The 18769-nt window shown below is 63.8% G+C and carries 9 protein-coding genes and 1 pseudogene; 8 read left to right on the top strand and 2 right to left on the bottom strand.

Annotated features, from left to right (window positions below; genetic code table 11):
* Positions 1–193 precede the first annotated feature (193 nt).
* The 5 genes and pseudogenes from CP958_RS01610 to CP958_RS01590 all read left to right on the top strand — a co-directional run.
* Positions 194–804: pseudogene (locus CP958_RS01610) on the top strand (IS5 family transposase); the annotation flags it as partial.
* 246 nt (positions 805–1050) lie between these two features.
* Positions 1051–1830 carry an ABC transporter permease gene (locus tag CP958_RS01605; RefSeq protein WP_242442684.1) on the top strand — a complete coding sequence of 260 codons (780 nt, stop codon included), beginning with the start codon at positions 1051–1053 and terminating at the stop codon, positions 1828–1830.
* Positions 1831–1841: 11 nt separating this feature from the next.
* Positions 1842–3806 (top strand): asparagine synthase (glutamine-hydrolyzing), encoded by a 1965-nt coding sequence (gene asnB, locus CP958_RS01600; protein WP_096700270.1) that lies wholly within the window; start codon positions 1842–1844, stop codon positions 3804–3806.
* Positions 3803–5155, top strand: a complete 1353-nt coding sequence (locus tag CP958_RS01595; RefSeq protein WP_096700269.1) for an ABC transporter ATP-binding protein — start codon at positions 3803–3805, stop codon at positions 5153–5155. The genes asnB and CP958_RS01595 overlap by 4 nt, the downstream gene beginning before the upstream one ends.
* Positions 5152–9855 (top strand): class I SAM-dependent methyltransferase, encoded by a 4704-nt coding sequence (locus CP958_RS01590; RefSeq protein WP_096700268.1) that lies wholly within the window; start codon positions 5152–5154, stop codon positions 9853–9855. The genes CP958_RS01595 and CP958_RS01590 overlap by 4 nt, the downstream gene beginning before the upstream one ends.
* A gap of 2 nt (positions 9856–9857) precedes the next feature.
* On the opposite strand, the gene CP958_RS01585 is transcribed toward CP958_RS01590, so the two are convergent.
* On the bottom strand, positions 9858–13478 hold the full coding sequence (locus CP958_RS01585; protein ID WP_141400390.1) for a glycosyltransferase: 3621 nt from the start codon (positions 13476–13478) through the stop codon (positions 9858–9860).
* 267 nt (positions 13479–13745) lie between these two features.
* On the opposite strand from CP958_RS01585, the gene CP958_RS01580 reads away from it, so the two are divergent.
* Genes CP958_RS01580 through CP958_RS01570 form a run of 3 tightly spaced genes read left to right on the top strand, consistent with a single transcriptional unit; the run spans position 13746 to position 17191 of the window.
* A complete protein-coding gene (locus CP958_RS01580) occupies positions 13746–14456 on the top strand; it encodes a methyltransferase domain-containing protein (RefSeq protein ID WP_197706331.1) in 711 nt (236 codons plus the stop codon).
* Between the two features lie 50 nt (positions 14457–14506).
* Positions 14507–15367: a glycosyltransferase family 2 protein gene (locus CP958_RS01575; RefSeq protein WP_096700320.1), complete on the top strand. Its 861-nt coding sequence runs from the start codon at positions 14507–14509 to the stop codon at positions 15365–15367.
* A gap of 21 nt (positions 15368–15388) precedes the next feature.
* On the top strand, positions 15389–17191 hold the full coding sequence (locus tag CP958_RS01570) for an acyltransferase (protein WP_096700265.1): 1803 nt from the start codon (positions 15389–15391) through the stop codon (positions 17189–17191).
* Here the strand turns inward: CP958_RS01570 and CP958_RS01565 are convergent.
* On the bottom strand, positions 17178–18767 hold the full coding sequence (locus tag CP958_RS01565; RefSeq protein ID WP_096700264.1) for an FAD-dependent monooxygenase: 1590 nt from the start codon (positions 18765–18767) through the stop codon (positions 17178–17180). The genes CP958_RS01570 and CP958_RS01565 overlap by 14 nt on opposite strands.
* Positions 18768–18769: the final 2 nt, after the last annotated feature.

The raw sequence follows: 18769 nt of genomic DNA, 5'->3' as shown, positions 1-18769 counted from the left end.
GCCGCCGACAAGTCCGGCGTGTTCCTCCTTCCGCTTCCGATCGAAGCGGCCGATTTTGACCGGGAATGGACCATAGTCCAGGGCGGTATCGAGGAGGCGCGCGAAAGCTGGATGGAGTTAGAGTTCAACTCGGCTGACGGCTGCTTCGTCTTACGCCCTCAGAACAACAAGCCCCATTGGTGGCACGGTTGGGCGATGGCGAGATCTTCCCGAGCGGTTCGGGCCGTATGACACGGTAAAGCGGCGCTATTACCGTTGGATCGAGCAAGGGGTGTTCGACCGGATATTTGAGGCTGTTTCGGTCAATCCGGACCTTGAATGGCTGATGATCGATGCGACGGTCATCCGAGCCAACGCGCAAGCAGCCGGGGCGCGGCAAAAAAGGGGGCCCAGGCTCTCGGGCGCTCCCGAGGCGGATTCGGAACAAAGCTCCACGCCGTAGTCGATGCGCTCGGACTGCCTGTGCGCTTCGAGCTTGGCCCCGGCCAGCAAAACGACATGGCCCCTGCCTGCGACCTGATCCGAGGATTGAAGGCGGGCCAAGTCCTCGCCGACCGCGCCTATGACGCGGACAGCCTCCATGACCTCATCCTCGACCAAGGTGGCGAGCCGGTTATTCCACCCCGCCGCCATCGCAACTACCAGCACGCCTATGATCGGATCGCCTACAAACACCGCTGGGGCATTGAAGGCTTCTTCGCAAAGCTCAAGCAGTGGCGGCGCATCGCAACTCGCTACGACAAGATCGCCGCCAACTTCTTGGGCTTCATCAAGCTCGCCAGCATCATGTTCTGGCTCAGATAATTAAATTGTCACTACAGCCTAGAATAAAGATCGGCACGGATAACATGCCTCCAAGTTCCTGCCCCCCCCTTAACCCGTGGCAGAACAATTTTTCGGACGTATCCGCCGGGTTTCATTGCAGTTGAAGCGAAGCCGTGGGGCGGATAACATCCGCTCACCTGCAACAAGCGGATTTCTGATAAAATGGTTCGGCACTCAGCCAAGGATAGAAAGTGGCACCACTCACCACCGCAAGAAGTTGCCCTGGTGCTTATCCGCCATTTCCGTCTGATCGTCCGGCTGGCCCGACGCCAGATTGAAGAGCAGCATCGAAGCTCGCTTTTGGGAATGCTATGGTCTTTGCTGACCCCGATCATCATGCTGGCCATCTACACCTTCGTCTTCACCGTAGTATTTCACGCGCGGTGGGAGGTGGACATTCCCGACCGCCCGGCCTTCGCCATGGTGCTGTATGTGGGCATCATCGTGGTCTCCATGGTCACCGAGTGCCTGACGCGGGCGCCAACCCTGCTGCTGAACAACCAGACCTACGTAAAAAATGTGGTCTTTCCCATCGAGATATTGCCCTGGGTGCAGATTTGCGTGGCGATCGCCAACGCCGGCTTCGCCCTGGTGGCGCTGACTGCCGCCCATCTGCTGACGCGGGGCGCACTACCGTTGACCGCATTGTGGCTGCCGGTGCTGCTGGCCCCCATGCTGTTGATGGTGGTCGGCGGGGGCTGGCTGCTGGCATCCATGGGCGTGTTCTTGCGCGACATCGGTCAGGTGGTGACCTTTTTCACCACCATGCTGCTGTTCGTGTCGCCGGTATTCTATCCCATTACCGCGCTGCCGCCCCGCTTGCAGGGCCTGATCTACCTGAACCCCGCGACCTTCCCCATCGAGCAGGCGCGCGCCGCTTTCCTGTTCGGTCAGCGGCCCGACTTCGTGGGACTGGCCATCTATACAGTCGTCGCATGGCTGGTGGCGTGGGGGGGATTACTGTGGTTCCAGAACACTCGCCGCGGCTTCGCCGACGTCATGTGAGGATCTGAGCCATGTGCGGCATCACCGGCTGGTTATCGTGGGGCCACCCGCCCGCCCCTGAGATTGTTGCGGCCATGAACGACCGCATCATCCATCGCGGTCCCAATGCGGGCGCAGTCGCGTCCCTGGGACCCGTGGTTCTGGGCCATCGCCGGCTGTCGGTCATCGACCTCTCAGACGCCGCCAATCAACCCATGACCGACAGCGACGGGCGGCTGACCATCGCGTTCAATGGCGAAATCTATAATTTCCGTGAATTGCGCGACCGTCTGGCGGTGCTGGGACACACCTTCCGCACCCAGAGCGACACCGAGGTGCTACTGGCCGCCTATCGGCAATGGGATTTGGACTTCCTGGAACACCTGAACGGCATGTTCGCCTTCGCCCTGTGGGATGCGCAGCACCGGCGGCTGGTGCTGGCCCGCGACCGGCTGGGGGAAAAGCCGCTATTCTACACCAGCGATGGCCAGGGCGGTCTGGTCTTCGCCTCCGAGATCAAGGCGCTACGGGCACACCCGGCTGTGGGCGCCCAGGTGGACCCGCGTGCCCTGGGCCAGTTCCTGTCGTTGAATTACACGCTCACCGATTCCTGCCTGCTGGCCGGCGTTTCCAAGCTGCCGCCCGCCCATTACATGGTGGTGGAAGCAGGAACCGCCCCGCGCATCTTCCGCTATTGGGATCTGGCCGCCCATTTCCGCGACAAGGGCCGTCATACCAGCGAGCGGCGCGCCACCGAGGAATTGCTGGCCCTGCTGGACGATTCCGTGCGGTTGCGCATGGTCTCGGATGTGCCATTGGGGGCTTTCCTGTCGGGCGGCATCGATTCGTCCAGTATCGTCGCCGCCATGGCGCGCCACAACCGGGCCGATCTGGTCCACACCTTCAGCATCGGCTTTTCCGAAGCCAGTTTCAGCGAGGTTCCCAAGGCCCGCGCCATGGCCGCCACGCTGGGCGTATCCCACCACGACCGCATCGTGGATGTGGACATGGCCCGCGACCTGCAGCGCATCGTCCATTTCGGCGACGAGCCCATGGCCGATTCCTCGCTGATCCCGATCTACTATCTGGCCGCCTTCGCCCGCGAAAAGGTGACCGTGGCCCTGTCCGGCGACGGCGGCGACGAAATCCTGGCGGGCTATGAAACCTATGCCGCCGACCGCATCCGCCATTTGAGCGGCTGGGTTCCCGCCATGTTCAGCCGCACCGCACTGCGCATGATGGACCGGCTGTGGCGGCCCAGCCTGGGCAAGGTCAGCCTGGACTACAAGCTTCGCCGTTTCCTCAAGGGCCACGCCTTGCCGCCCGATCAGGCGCATTATTTCTGGCGCGGCATTTTCGACGATGACGAGAAGGCCGCCCTGATCGCCGCCGACCGCAGCCAAGCCGTGCTGGCCGACAATCCCTATGACGGATTCGCCGCCCATGCGGACGAACTGGCCGGTTGCCATTACCTGGACCGCGCCATGTATGTGGACATCAAGACCTGGCTGCCCGAGGACATCCTGGTCAAAGTGGACCGCGCCACCATGGCCCATGCGCTAGAATCCCGTGCCCCCTTCCTTGACCACCGATTGGTAGAATTCGCCGCGTCGCTGCCGGTGGAATGGAAGATGAAGGGGTTCCGCAAAAAGCATTTGCTCAAGGAAAGCCAGCGTGGCCGCCTGCCCGATGCGACGCTGGATCAACGCAAGGAAGGCTTCAACGCGCCGGTGTCCCATTGGCTGCTGGGTGGGCTGAAGGAATTGTCGGCGGATATTACCCATGGCGCCGTCTTGGGTCAGTGGGTCCGCCCCGAGGCAGTGGACCGGCTGTGGGCCGACCACCATTCCGGGCGCCGCGACAACGGCCTGCGGTTGTTCGGTCTGACCTGCCTGGGCCTGTGGCTTGAAGAAGTCCGCCACCCGGCCACCGTTGCCAATACCCCGGTGCCCCTACTAAACCAAGCGTCACCCGATTGCAGAGCCCAACCTTCATGACCTCCGAGATCGTTATTTCCGGCAAGAATTTGGGAAAGTGCTATGCCATCTTCCCCAATCCCTTTGCACGTCTGAAGCAAATGCTGGTCAGGGGGCGACGTCGCTATTTCAAGGAATACTGGGCACTGGAGGGTGTGGATATCGAGGTCCGACGGGGCGATGCGGTGGGGATCATCGGGCGCAACGGGTCGGGGAAATCCACCCTGCTTCAAATCATCGCCGGCCTGCTGACCCCCACCACGGGCGAGGTGGAGATCAACGGCCACATCGCCGCCATGCTGCGTCTGGGCGCCGGCTTCAACCCCGAATTCACCGGACGCGAGAACATCGGCTTGGCCGCCTCGGTGCTGGGACTGACCAATGCCCAAGTAAAGGAACGCACCCCGGCCATCATCGAATTCGCCGGCATCGGCGACTTTATCGACCAGCCGGTGCGCACCTATTCCAGCGGCATGCACGCCCGGTTGGCCTTCGCCATCTCGGCCCACGTGGACGCCGATATCCTGATCATCGATGAAGTATTGTCGGTGGGGGACGCCGCCTTCGTACAGAAATGCATGCGTTTCATCCACAAATTCCGCCAACAGCACACCTTGCTGTTCGTGTCCCACGACGTGAACGCGGTGCTGAACTTATGCAACAAGGCACTGTGGATCGATTGCGGCAGCGTGCGCGCCTGGGGCGATGCCAAGGACGTATGCCATCAATATCAGGCATCGCTGACCAACGAACTGGATGACAGCGCCCGCTTCCATATCGGCGGCCACCGCAAGCAGTTGCCTCCGGCGGAGGCCCAGCAGGATTTTCGCGCCGAAAGCCTGCGCGGATCACAGGTGCCGACCCGCATCGAAGTGTTCGATTTCGACCCCGACGCCCCGTGGTTCGGACAGCGCGGCGCCACCATCGAACATGTCGGCCTGCTCGACACCGATGGCAACCGCCCCAGCCTTCTGCATGGCGGCGAAACCCTGGCGCTTGAGGTCACCTGCCGGGCGGAACGCGACCTGGAAAGCCCCATCGTCGGCTTCTATATCAAGGACCGCCTGGGCCAGCCCCTGTTCGGCGACAACACCTATATGGTTTACCGCGACACTCCGGCGCGCCAACGGGCCGGACAAATATTCAAGGCCCGTTTCCGCTTTCAGATGCCCTATCTGGCGGCCGGCGATTACGCGGTGCTGGCCGCCATCGCCGATGGCACCCAGCAAGTTCACGTTCAGCATCACTGGATCGACGAAGCCCTGTTCTTCCGCGTCTCGCACACCCATGTGGCGCGCGGCCTGATCGGGCTTCCCATGCTGGGCATCGACATTATCTCCGACACCGCGACCGAGGCAGCGCACCCATGATGAAGGCCGCCAACCTGTTCGTCCCCGCCATGCTGGAGGAACCCGGCCGGATCGTCGAGCCGACCTCGTGGGTCAGTCACATCCCCTTCGCATTCTGGCTGGTGCGCGCGCTGAGTCCCCGGCTGATCGTGGAATTGGGCACCCATACGGGCAATTCCTATTTCTCCCTGTGCCAGGCGGTGCGCGACAACCAACTCAGCACCGCCTGCTTCGCGGTGGATACCTGGACCGGCGACAGCCATGCCGGCACGTATGGTGAAGAAATCTTCCAGTCGGTCGCCGACCATAACGACGCCCATTTCGGCGCCTTTTCCACCCTGATCCGCAGCACCTTCGACGACGCCTTGGGCCATTTCCGGGACGGCAGCGTCGATTTGCTGCACATCGACGGGTTCCACACCGCCGAGGCGGTGGCCCACGATTTCTCGTCCTGGCTGCCCAAGATCAGCCCGCGCGGCGTGGTCATCATGCATGACATCAACGTGCGCGAACGCGATTTCGGCGCGTGGCGTATCTGGGAGGAATTGCGCGAACGCTATCCGTCGCTGGAGTTCCTGCACGGCCACGGCCTTGGCGTGCTGGCGGTGGGCGGTGAAATTGCGCCCGAGATACGCCGGCTGCTGGATTGCAGCGGCGACACGGAAACCCTGGCGCACGTGCGGAAATTGTTCTCGCGCCTTGGCCAGTCCCTGCTTGAACGCCACACCTCGCAGAATTCCCGCAAGCAGTTGAGTGAGCGCGTCCGTGTGCTGGAGATCGAGGAAAAGCGAAAGCACGCTCACATCGCCGAACTGCATGCCTTCATCGCAAATCTGCGTACCCAGCGCGATGAAAACACCAAACGCATTGGCGAACTGGAAAACGCCGTCGCCACCCTGTCCGCCAACGAAACCGAACTGGCCGATTTGAAGGCAAATCTGGACCGGCTTCGCACGGAAAACGCAGCGCTGGCTGGTCGTTTGCCCGAACTGACGGAAAAATTACGGGAAGCCGAGGACGGTTTCACCCGCAGCCGCGAGACCGTCAAGGCGCTGTCCGCCTCGCTGGTCGAAAAGTCCCGCGTGCTGGCCGAGAGCGAAAGCCGTCTGCGGGCGCACGATCACGACGCGCAGCGCCTGACCCAGCTGGCCGACGCGGTGGCCCAAGCGGAAAATCTCGCCGAAGTTCAGCAACGCCAACTGGCCCAACTGGCCGAATCGCGCAACCAGTTGCTGCAACGGGTGTGCGAACTGGATGACGCCCGCACGGCGGCCGCTCAGCGGGTTGCCGCCTATGCCCAGGCCTTGGCGGTGGCGCGCCAGGACCGCACCCATTTCGAAATGGCGGTCGATCAGTTCGAACACGGCTTCCGCGCCCTGGTGGGCTCGTCACGCTGGCGCATGGGCAACCGGCTGGGCGAATTGAAGCGCGTCCTGAGCCGTCAGCCCAAACAGCCCTTGGCGACGGATTTCCTGGAAACCCTGCTGCGCGACATCCGCCAATGGTGCCAGCACCCGCTGCCCCAGCCCGAAGCCATGACCGCATTTGCGGCACCGGCAGGGGTAACGGCGGCGGCGGCCAATGTGGGCAGCACCGATTGCACCGCGCTTGCCGCCCTGGAAACCGCCCCGCCGGTGACCGTGGTGGTGCCCGTCTATAATGCGCCCGACGACGTGGCCGCATGCCTGGATTCCCTGATCCGCAACACCACAGTTCGCGCCCAATTGCTGATCATCGACGATGCCAGCCCCGACCCGCGTATTGCGCCATTGCTGGCCGCCCATGCCCACCGGCCCAACGTGCGCATCCTGCGCAACTCGGAAAATTTGGGCTTTACCGGCACGGTCAACCGCGCGCTTGGCGAAACCACCGGCGACGTGGTTCTGCTGAACAGCGACACCGAGGTCACGCCGCGCTGGCTGGATAATCTGCGCCTGACCGCCTATTCCCAGGCGGACGTGGGCACGGTGACGGCGGTTTCCGACAATGCCGGCGCGTTCTCGTTCCCCGTCCCCGGCGAGGTCAACACCTATCCCCTGTGCCTGGACCCGGATTCCGCCGGACGGGCGTTGTTCCAGGGGGCGGCGTTCTTCCGCCCCGAAGTGCCCACCGGCAACGGCTTCTGCCTGTACATCAAGCGGCAAGTGGTGGATCGCATCGGCCTGTTCGACCGCGAGGCCTTCCCGCGCGGCTATGGCGAAGAGAATGATTACTGCCTGCGGGCGCTGAATGCCGGCTTCCGCCACCTCATCGACGAATCCGCGCTGGTGTTCCATCGCGAAGGGCGCAGCTTCGGCGAATCGCGCCAGCGTTTGATGGAGGAAGGCGCCAAGGCCCTGCTGGCCCGGTATCCCGAATATCCCTACGTGGTGGCCGACGCCTTCGGCGGCAGCCGCCTGCGCCAGACCCGCGCCCATGTGAGCGAACTGTTCAAAACCGCCGCCACCGCCGGCCAGCGGCCACGGCCGCGCGTGCTGTCCGTATTCCCCCGGGTGGGCGGCGGCATGGAACACAGCGCCCGCGACATCGCCGCCGGCCTGTCGGACTCGTACGAGCATCTGCTGCTGACCTCGGATGGACGGGGGCTGCAAGTGCATTGCGGGTCCACCGGCGCCCTGCTGGAGGAATGCACCCTTCCCGAAACCATGCAAGATTGCCGCGTTCCCAACGGCGCCTTCGCCGGCTTCGTCAGCGGCGTGATCCTGCGCTATGGCGTCGAGCTGGTGCACCTGCACCATCTGTTGCACATGTCGGTCTCGCTGGTGCGGGTGGTGCGCGCCCTGTCGGTGCCCCTGGTGGTCAATGTGCACGACTTCTTCATGGTGTGCCCGACCATCAATCTGCTGGATGCGGAAAACCGCCATTGCGGCGGCGATTGCGCCAACGGCCAAGGCGCATGCCCGGTGCCTTTGCCGGCCTATGCCCGAGTGCCCGGCCTGCGCGGCGGCTGGGTGGCATCGTGGCGGCAACGACTGGCCGAGGTGCTGGAAGCCGCCGCCATCATCGCAGCACCGTCCGCCTCGGTGGTGGAGTTGCACCGCAAGGCGTTCCCCCAGATCGCCGCTGAAAAGTGGGCGGTGATCCCCCATGGCCGCGACCTGCGCCGGGTCCAGGGACTGACCGCCGCGCCGTCGACCGATGGGCCGGTGCGCATTCTGATCCCCGGCATCCTGGTCCGCCATAAGGGCGCCAGCTTCGTGCAGCGCCTGCGGGAATTGGACAAGGCTGGCCGGTTCGAATTCCATTTCGCCGGTTCGGTGCCGGCGGAGCTGGCCCAGACCGGCATCGACCACGGCCCGTATCAGGCCGAACATTTCGCCGATCTGGTGCGCAAAATCCGCCCGTCGGTCATCGGACTGTTCAGCATCTGCCCGGAAACCTGGAGCCACGTCCTGACCGAATCCTGGTCGTGCGGCGTGCCGGTGGTCACCCTGGATTTGGGTGCCCAGGCCGAACGGGTCCGCGCCAATGGCGGCGGCTGGGTTCTGCCCCTCGATCCCGACAAGGCCTATAAGGCCCTGACCGCCATCCTGGCTACCCCCGCCGACCACGCCGCCCGCCTGGACGAAGTGGCGGCCATGCGCCTGCCGTCGCGGGCGGACATGGCAAAGGGCTATGATGCCGCCTTCCGCACCGCCCGCACCGGTGGCCGCGCCTTCGCCGCGCCGTCTGACGCACGCCCATTGCGAGTGGGCATGGTGGTCCAGGCCACGGGCGACGATCCCATCGCCTGCGCCCATCTGCGGCTGCTGCGCCCGCTGGAGCACCCGGCGGTGCGCGACGACCTTGTGCCAATGGTTCATTCCGCCGCCACCCTGGCGGCGGCGGGCGAAAGCGACGTCATGGTCGTGCAGCGCGCGCCCCTGTCGCTGGAGGACACCCGGCACCTGATCGCCATGGCTGCCGACCGCAAGGTGCCGCTGGTCCTGGACGTGGATGACGATCTGACCGCCCTGGGCAAGGATCACCCCGAGCACGCCGCCTATGGCGAAGCCGCCAAGGCCATGGAGGAACTGGCCAAGGCGGCGAACATCATCGTCGCCAGCACGCCCGTCCTGGCCGACACCTTTGGCCGCTGGCCGGACAAGGTGCGGGTGCTTGCCAACGCGCTGGACGAATCCCTGTGGTTCGCGGGCAACCACGCCCCGGCCCGGACCGAACGCGGGCACGTGGCCCTGCTGTATGCCGGCACCGCCACCCACGGCGCCGACCTTGCCCTGCTGCGTCCGGCCCTGGACATGGCGCGACAGGAAACCGGCCTGGACATCCGTCTGTCGGTGATCGGCGGCGAGCCGACCGGCGCCGGCCAGGATTGGTACGAGCGCGTGGACGTTCCGCTGTCCATGGTCAGCTATCCGGCCTTTGCCCGCTGGATGCGCGCCAATGCCGCAGCCTGGGACATTGGTTTGGCCCCACTGGTGGACACGCCGTTCAACCGCGCCAAGAGCGCGCTCAAGTATCTGGAATATTCCGCCCTTGGCCTGGCCGGAGCCTACGCCGCCCTGCCGCCCTACGAAGGTGTGGTGCAGGACGGCGTCAATGGCTTGCTGGTCGGCCCCAGCGCCGAAGCATGGGGAGCTGCCGTCGCCCGCCTTGCCAAGGATGCGGATTTACGCCGCACCATGGCAAACGCGGCCTTCGCCGACGTATCGCGCAGTCACGTGATGCGTGGTCAGTCCCTGCGCCTGCGCGATATCCTGCGGGAAGCGGTATCAGGCTGACGTCAGACCTGCCCCACCACCCGGTCCCAGAAGGCGCGCCGGGTGGTAGACTGGGACGATAGGGTGTGGTGCGACAGCAATTCCTGACGCGCCGCGTCATGCAGGCTGCGGCGCAGACCGGCATCCACAACCAGATTACGAAGAGCGTCGTACCAGCCGTCGTCGGGCACCAGCAGGCCGGTCACGCCGTGGCGCACCACGCCGTTATACGGGGTAAAGTCCGAGCAGGCGACCGCCGCCCCCACCGCCGTATAATCCAAATATTTCAGGTGGCTTTTATAGCGGTTGAAATAGGTGGCCGTCAGCGGGGCGATGCCCACATGCCACGGCCCCTGACTTTTCAGCCATTCGACGAACTGGGGATAGGACGCCGAGGCGCGGGCGGGGGCGTTCAGGCGCCGCAGCCAGGGCGGGGTTGACCGCATCACGCCGATCACGTCGATCTGCAAACGATCCGGCCCGAATTCCGCCGCCAGACGTTCCAGCGCCGGCGCCACCAGCCCAAAGTCCCCTTCATGGGTCACCGTGCCCATATACAGCATGCGCACCGGGCCATGATCGGGCGGCGCCACGGGCGGCTGGTCCAATCCCCACAATTCCACGTCCAGGGCATTGGCGACGAGTTCGACCGAACCGCTCCACCCCCGCAAGCGTTCAGCCAAGGGCGGCGTGGACACGGTCACCACATCGGCGTTGCACACCAGTTGGAAGGCGCCGCCCAACCGGTCGCCATAGCTGGCGTGATCGGCTTCGGCGCTGGAATGGACATCGAACAGGGCATCGTCGATGTCATAGACGATCCTTATGCCATGGCGGCGGCAATGGGCGATGGCCTTGCGCGCCAGTTCGGCCTGACGGATGGCGGTGCGCTGGGTGAACACCACATGGGCGACGAAATTGGGGATTTCGTCTTCATCCACGAAATGCACATCCATGTGGTCTTGCTGGTTGCGCAGGGGCAGCAATCCACGGATATAGCCGCACGGATCGGGCAAATTGCCCAGCATGCCGGCGGCCAGCGGAACATGGGTTTCAAGCACCGCCATCACCGAAATCCGCCCCGGACGGCGCAAATCGCGGACCTCTTGCCGCTGCGTTGCGGGCAGCAGATAGCAATGATAGAACGCCGCCTCCCGCGCCGGCTGGCCCTGCGGCGGCATGGGCGGACGGTTGTGGCGCACAGCATGGGCGACGGCCTCAAAGCGCTCCAACATCCGCTCGGCGCTTTGGTCCCACGCCGCCAGCCATGTCCATTGCCGTCCCGCCAGACGCTCGGGGAACGCCCCTAAAGCCGGAGCCACCACCGGCAACCCGGCGGCCAAGGCGGCACTGAGGGTGTAGCTGTAGGTCTCGGGGCAGCGCGAGGGGAACCACACCACATGGGGCGACAGTTCGGCCAGCAGGGCGGGCAACGCGCTTTCCTCATAGGCTCCGGTGGCGCGGAAATTGGCCTCGTCAGTGCCCGGCATGGGCACCACGGAATGACCGATCAGCACGATGTCCACGGCAGCGCCCCGTTCCCGCGCCAGGGTGGCCAATTCCGCCACCGCCCGGCTGCCCTTGTGGGGCGCCAGCGTTCCCAAAACCGCCACCCGCAACGGCTCGCCCTCGGCCAACGCAGGCACGGCAAGCGGAGCGGCGGGCGGCTCGCCCAGGGTGGCGTGGGGCGCAACGGTCACGTTGCACAGATGGGGGAAGTATTCCTTCAGGCGGACGGCAAGGTCGCGGCTGGGACAGATCACCCGTTCCGCCATTTCCAGCAGCCAAGCGTGCCGGCGGCGCCAGGTGAAGACGTCGGTGGCGGCCATGTGCCAACGCTCGGCCACACAGGCGTTGCACTCGCCATAGGTCCTGTCGCCGCAGAAATTGCCCTGCGCGTCCGTCATCAGCAATTGCGGACAGACCACCGTGTGATCATGCACGGTCACGTCCAGCGGAACGCCCAATTGCAGGATGAAACGGCGCAGTTCGGGGCCGAAGCCCAGCACGTGATGGACATGCACCCGTTGCAGGCCCGCCGAATGAAGGAACTCGGTCAGCAGGCGGGCGTCGGCGCGCAGGTCGCCGCGGAAGCTCAGCCCCTCGCCGTCATTGGCGGCGGCCAGCGTGACCATGGTGCCGCTGCCGCCCCTGCCGCAGGGCGACATCACCATGAAGTGGGCGTCACGGCCGAAGGCGGCAACCAGATCACTGATATGACGCGCGGTTCCGCCGCCCAGGGCATGGCCCACCAGCAGGATCACCGGCTTGCCGGACGCAGCGAAACGCCGCGCGGTCACCGCGCCGCGATAGCCGCAGGCCTTATCCTCGGCCAGGAAATGACGGGCCGCATCCGGCAGTTGGGCAAGGGCCAACGGAGCCGCCGCGCCCCCATCGCCGCAATGGACAAAGGTGTCCAGCGCCAGCCGATGCCGCCACCCGGCCTCGCCGGTCAGGCGCAGCACGTCATCAAGGCCCTCTGGCCGGCCTTGCAGCGACTGCAGGCAATCACGGCGGATATAGGTGCAGGCCCCGGTGAGACCCGCCGGATAATCCAGCCCCGTCCCCTGGTTGGCGGTCTGGCAGGCATGGTCGATGGTCTCCAGGCTTTCGCCACCGGGCAGCACGGCGCACCCATGCCAGGTCGGATATGCGCCCAGCCCCGGGCGGTTCGACAAGGTGGTGGCGCTGCCCACGTCGAACGACACGTAAGCTTGGTTGGCCAGCTTGTCCAACCAACCCGGCGCCACCCGCACCCCATCGTCCAGAATGACGAGGTCGCGCCCTGCGGAAACGGTCAGCACACGCGCAAGCGCACGGCCGGGGGCGACCAGCACCGCAACGTCCGGGCGCTTGATGCCCAACTGCCGCAGATAAGTTGCGGTTTCGGCATCGGACGCCTCGGCAACCAGCATCAGATCGAACGGCACGCGGGTGGGGACCGCGAGCACACTATCGACGCATGCCGCCAGCCGTGCCCGACCAGCCCGCACCAATACCGCCACCTGGACCCGTGAGGGCGCGGGCGTCCTGCTGTGCTCCGTTTCGGCCTTGCCCAGATAATCCTTGATCTGATGATCGGCCCTGATGGGCAGCCCCGCCGGCCAGCCCAGCCGCAGCCAGTGGGCCTGCGGGCTTAGGCCGCCCAGATCACCCACCCGGTCGGCATAGAAGCGCGCGTCGAAATCCCCATTGGGCGCCAAACCGGCATCGGCCCCGAAATTCACGAAATGGCGGAAGGCGCCCCCCGGATAGGTCGCCGCCTCGGGACAATGACCGCAATAGAAGGCAGTGTCGAACAGCGGATGAAACGGCCGGTTCTCGGCGGCGCCGTGAAGCAGGAAATGCCCAAGGGGCGGGGTCCCGGCGGCGGCCACGTCGGGGTTGCAGCCAAGATAATGGGCGACGCTGAAATAAGGCGACGGGTCGATGCCCAGGGCGCAGCCCCGCTCGATCCAATGGATCAGGGCTGGCCGGCCATCGGTCACAGCCTCGGGGCAGCGCTCCATATACCATGAAGGATTGAAAAACAGCGACGACGCCCGGTTCTCGAAGATGCCGTGATACAGGAAGTGGGCAACCGGCTCGACGCCGACGACATCGGTATTCACCTCAAGATAGAACTCAGCGTCCAAGTAGGACACCACGCCCGCTCCCCATTGCGGCGAAGACAAAGACGGCGCCGACGCGCGGCGTCCGTGAAATATCAACCGTCCCAGACCCACAAAACCACTCCCGTACCTTTGGCGCCCACTTACAGGCCAAAGGAACCCCACCCAATTCAACCACCTATAGCCCTCGCCGCCGTACAAAGGCAATAGGGTGGCCAACCCATCTCAGCTATTTCTAGCTTGACATATTTGGCGGACTTTCCTGATATCGCCCCGGAAATGAGCGGAGGTGGTGAAAACGTGTCTGGATCGCAGAAAACACCGCCGCAAGGCATCCAACGCAGCCAAATCGCCGCCATGTATTTGGACGGAAGCGGTATCGAGGTCGGCGCCCTTCACAACCCTTTGGCCGTCCCCAGTCAGGCCAAGGTGCGGTATGTGGACCGCATGCCCAAAGAGCAGTTGTACGAGCAATACCCCGAACTGCGTGCGCTTCCCCTGGTGGACGTGGACATTGTCGATGACGGCGAGCGCCTGACCACCCTGGCGCCGCAATCCCAGGACTTCATCATCGCCAACCATTTCCTGGAGCATTGCCAGGACCCCATCGGCACGCTGAAGAATTTCGTGCGTGTGCTGAAGGTGGGCGGGGTGGTGTATGCCGCTTTGCCGGACATGCGTTTCACGTTCGACGACAATCGGCCGCCGACCACCCTGGACCACATTATCCGCGACCACGAAGAAGGCCCCGGCCAAAGCCGCGAGACCCATTTCGACGAATGGGCGCGCTATGTGGACTCTCATTTCGGGCGCCACTACCCGGACGAAGCCACCATCGCCGCCCGCGCCAAGGTGTTGTCGGACCAGGATTACAGCATCCACTTTCACTGCTGGGGTCCCAGCGGAATGCTGGAATTCCTGCAATACGTGGTCAGCACCATGCCGCTGCAACTGGAAATCTTCGTTCAGTTGAACAAGGAAGCGATCTTTATTCTGCGGCGCATTTCTTAATCGCCAGCCGCCTGAGCGGCCCTGCCCTATTGCTCCACAAGGACGCGTCCATGGTCTCCGTCGTCATTCCTGCCTATAACGAGAACAACGCCATTGCGGCGACCGTGCAACAGGTCGCGGAAACCCTGAAGACGTGCTGCGGCGAGAATTACGAAGTCATCGTCGTGGATGACGGCTCGTCCGACGATACCGGCGCGGTTGCCATGGAGGCCGGCGCCCGGGTGGTCCGTCATCCCCATAATGTCGGCTACGGCAAGGCGTTGAAAAGCGGCATCGGCGCTGCGGAATACGACACCATCGTCATCACCGACGCCGACGGCACCTATCCCATCGACCACATTCCCGTGCTGCTGGAAAAGTTCTCCGAGGGCTTCGACATGGTGGTGGGCGCCCGCACCGGCGACCATTACAAGGAATCGGCGCTGAAATGGCCCATGCGCCTGCTGCTGCGCTTCCTGGTGGAATGGACCGCGGGCCGGCGCATCCCCGACATCAATTCGGGATTGCGGGTGTTTTCCAAATCGGCGGTGACCGGCTATTTCAGCCATCTGTGCGATACGTTCAGCTTCACCACCTCGCTGACGCTGGCCTATATGATGACCGGGCGCTTCGTCACCTATTTGCCCATTCCGTACGCCAAGCGCATCGGCAAGACCAAGGTGCGGCTGTGGCGCGATTCCCTGCGCACGCTGCAATTCATCGTCCAGGCCATCACCTACTACAACCCGCTGAAAATCTATCTGCTGATGGCGCTGCTGTGCTCGCTGATCTCAGTCGTGGCGTTCATGGGCGGTCTAGCGTTCCATTTGGCAACAGCCTTCCTGCTGTGCGTCGGCGCCATGCTGGTGGGCATCCTGGTATTCGCCCTTGGCCTGCTGGCGGACCTGCTGCGCCAGATCATGGCTAAATAAAACTTGCCGGGACGCCCGCTTATGAAGACACGCATAATTTCCTTTCTGGCGGGGCTGACTGGCTGGTGCCGCATGGGCGCGCTTGCCCTGGCCATCACTGCGTCCATTACCTCGGCGTATTGCCTGTATTGGAGCGTCCACACCCTGCGGCACAGCGTTCCCCCAGGAATCGACCTTTGGGTGAAACTGGATATGGATCGCTTGCCGACCCATGTGGACGGCTACATAAACAGGAACTGGGCCGACCCCAGAGTCGCGCGGATGGAAGGAAACGGGGCGTACTATCTGCGCGGCATCCCGGAAGACATCAACTTCTTGAGAATCGATTTCGGCGACTTCCTCAATGCCGGAAAAGGCCCGCCCGTGCAGATACGGGAATTGCGCCTGATGTTCACCGTTGCCTCGTCTGCGGTGGAAAACGCGGGCCTGCCGCTTCACGTCATCGACCTGCTGACGGCACCATCAATCGCGTTCAATTTGGTGGAACACCGCGCCGACGGAACTCATTGGACCAACGGCAACGGCTCTTACGCCATTATCATTCCCCCCTCGCTTTCGGCAGTCCACACCATTGCCTCAAGCGAACGGTATATGATCGCCACCGTTAGAACGGCATTGTTTGCCGTATTATCCGTTATGGTCTTTTTGGCTTCGTTTTCCACAACGATGATACTCACATGGTTCCGTGAAAAGGCGCCGCAGGGATGGCTGGAGCGACTTATCGGCGGCAGTCGAGGCAGCGAAACGCCCGAACTCGATGGCGTGCGGGGAATGGCTGCCCTCATTGTGGTTTTTGGGCACTTCATGATTTTCAGCCGCCCCGTCAATGACTTTATGGGCCCATTCGCGAAGCAGGGGGTTTGGCTATTTTTCATCCTCAGCAGCTATCTACTTGCGACCATTTTGTCATCGCAGCTTAATAGCGGTAATTACAAGGCGGTAATTGCGTCTTATTTCTCGAAGCGAGTCTGCCGCATATTTCCAATGTATATTGCCACTCTCTTCACGCTGCTATGTATTCCGGCATTTGAGAGGTTTATGTTTGCCGCGAGTGGATTCTCCTTTATCGACCACGTAACCTTGCGCTGGCCGAAGGGTGTCTTCTGGTCAATTTCAGCCGAGTTTGAATATTACTTTATCTTACCGCTAATAGTAGTTGCTTGCGGCGCGATGAAAGAGAAACATCGGCCCAAATTAATCATGGCTGTAGTTGCGGCTGCGATCGCAGATGCGGTTTACCTGTACGCAAACATGAACCCAGGCTGGTCACAGCACCCCCATTTTTATGTTTACCTGCCTATATTCCTTTTCGGAACGGCGCTTGGGCTGGGCAAAGTGTGCGTTGATAACGGGGTTCTTCCCCAACCATCCCCTCGGACTGCCCTTCGCTGCCTGCTTACCGGCTTGGTGTTGCTGGCCATTGATTTCCAGCCCATCCGGTCGCTGCTGCAGCCTGTATTGGGAAATCTAGACCAGATATTTGCCCAATCATCGACGGCAGGTGCTGCCTGGGCTTTAATCATGGTCGGCATAGTGTGGGGGCCGCAAAGGTTGTCGGAACCATTTCGCTGGAAGGGACTGCGCTATGTGGGCGTAGTAAGCTACAGCGTATACATGACCCATATCCTTGTGTTTTCCGTCCTGGCACCTCTCACTCTTCCGAGTGTTGGATTTGCCGCGTCGCTAGTCATTTTCATTGCCGGAATTCTGGCCCTAAGCGGTTTGACTTATGTGGTCATTGAGGCGCCATTCATTCGCCTAGCCCATATTGGCGGGCGGACGGCAACGCGAACCAAGGCCAGCCAGCCCCTCACCTGCCCGTAGAGGCCAGTTGCCGTCCCAGCACCTGGCCGATCCGATGGGCATTGGCCATCATGGTGAAGGTGTGGCTTTTTGCCGAAAGCGGCCCCATGACCGACGAGTCGGCGGCCACCACGCCCGGCACGCCCCGCACCGCGCCATGGGCGTCGGCCAGACCGGCTAGGGCCAGCGAGGCGCCGTAGTGGATTTCCGCGCCGGGCTGATACGCCTTGGCCGAACCCGGCAGAACGAACGCCCCAAGACGGCGGAGATCGCGGCCCAGCCCGGCAACCACACGGGCCATGGAAGCCGGGAAATCCGCCCGCCAGCCGCCTTGGATTTCCAGGCGATCCCCCTGCCCGTCACGCCGCAGGCACAGGCGGTTGTCGCTGAAACAGCCCGGCAGATAGACCAGCCCCACCATCAAGGCCGGCAGCAATCCGCGCATCAACTCGGCCCCGCCGCGGCGCGACAACGGCATGTGAGCCATGAATTCCGGCGCGGCCATGGCGTCGCCGCCGTAAAGCAAGCCGAAGGCGTGACCGCCCGCTTTGTCCCCCAGCGGATAGCGCAACGCCAACTGGGCCATGCCGAAAGCCCGCTCGGGCAAAGGCGCGCCCAGTCGGCGGGGCAGCACCGCAGCCAAGGCGAAGGCCGGCGAATTATGGATGGTGATGGGGCGGTCCACCATGTCCAGGGCCGACAGCACCAGCCGGGTGGTGGGCAACGCCCCCGCCGCCAGGACCACCCGGCGGGCCTGGAAGCGCAAAGACTGCCCGTCCGTACCGGTGGCGACCAGTGCGGCACCGCCGGACGTCCCTTCCACCCGCTCCACCAGCGCGCCGTCGCGCAGGCGGAAATTGCCGTGCGTCAGAAGATCGGCAAGGTCGTGCAGGCTGCTGTAAACGGCGCCCTTGGGGCAGCCCCACATGCAGGCATCGTCCAAATCGCAAGGCTGACGCCCGCCATGGGCGGCAGACAGCACCGCCGTGCGGGAACGGCCAAGGCGAAGGCCAAGGCCCGCGCCGCGCTTCCCATAGGCGGCCAGCAAAGCTTCGGCCACCGGCGACAGCGGCAGCGGCGGCAGCAGCGGCAGGCCCTCGCCCAGATAGGCGCCCATGTCGTCATCCAGCGTCCCGCTGATGCCCATGCGCCCGGCCACCGCCTGATAGGATGGTGCCAGATCTGCCAGCGTCATGGGCCAGCCGGCAAGCTCATCCGCGCCGTAAGCCCCCGCCGCAGCCCCCCAGAAATTGGACAGGCCGCCACGGGCCAGGATACCGATGGCCGTGAAATCGCGGGCCTGCAGGCGGTTGCCACGGTGATAATTGCCAAGAAAGTCGCGGTCGGGGATCAGCCGCAATTTGGGCGATACATCCGTCATGTCGCGCAGGCCGCGCAGATCGTCGCCCAGAAGATGGCGCCATGTGTCGGGCGCGCCCCGGCGCAAATCCGCCAGGGCCGGGCGGGTGGGGTCACCCGCCGGTAACAGGCCGCTGGCGGCCTCGACCATCAGAACCGACAGGCCCGCTTCCACCAGCGGACGGGCCACGGACACTCCAGCCGGCCCGCTGCCGACAATGATGACATCCGCGTCCATGG

It is taken from the genome of Magnetospirillum sp. 15-1, assembly GCF_900184795.1.
Lineage (GTDB): Bacteria > Pseudomonadota > Alphaproteobacteria > Rhodospirillales > Magnetospirillaceae > Phaeospirillum.
Note: the sequence above shows the minus strand (reverse complement) of the source record. Positions and strands in the feature narration are given on the sequence as shown.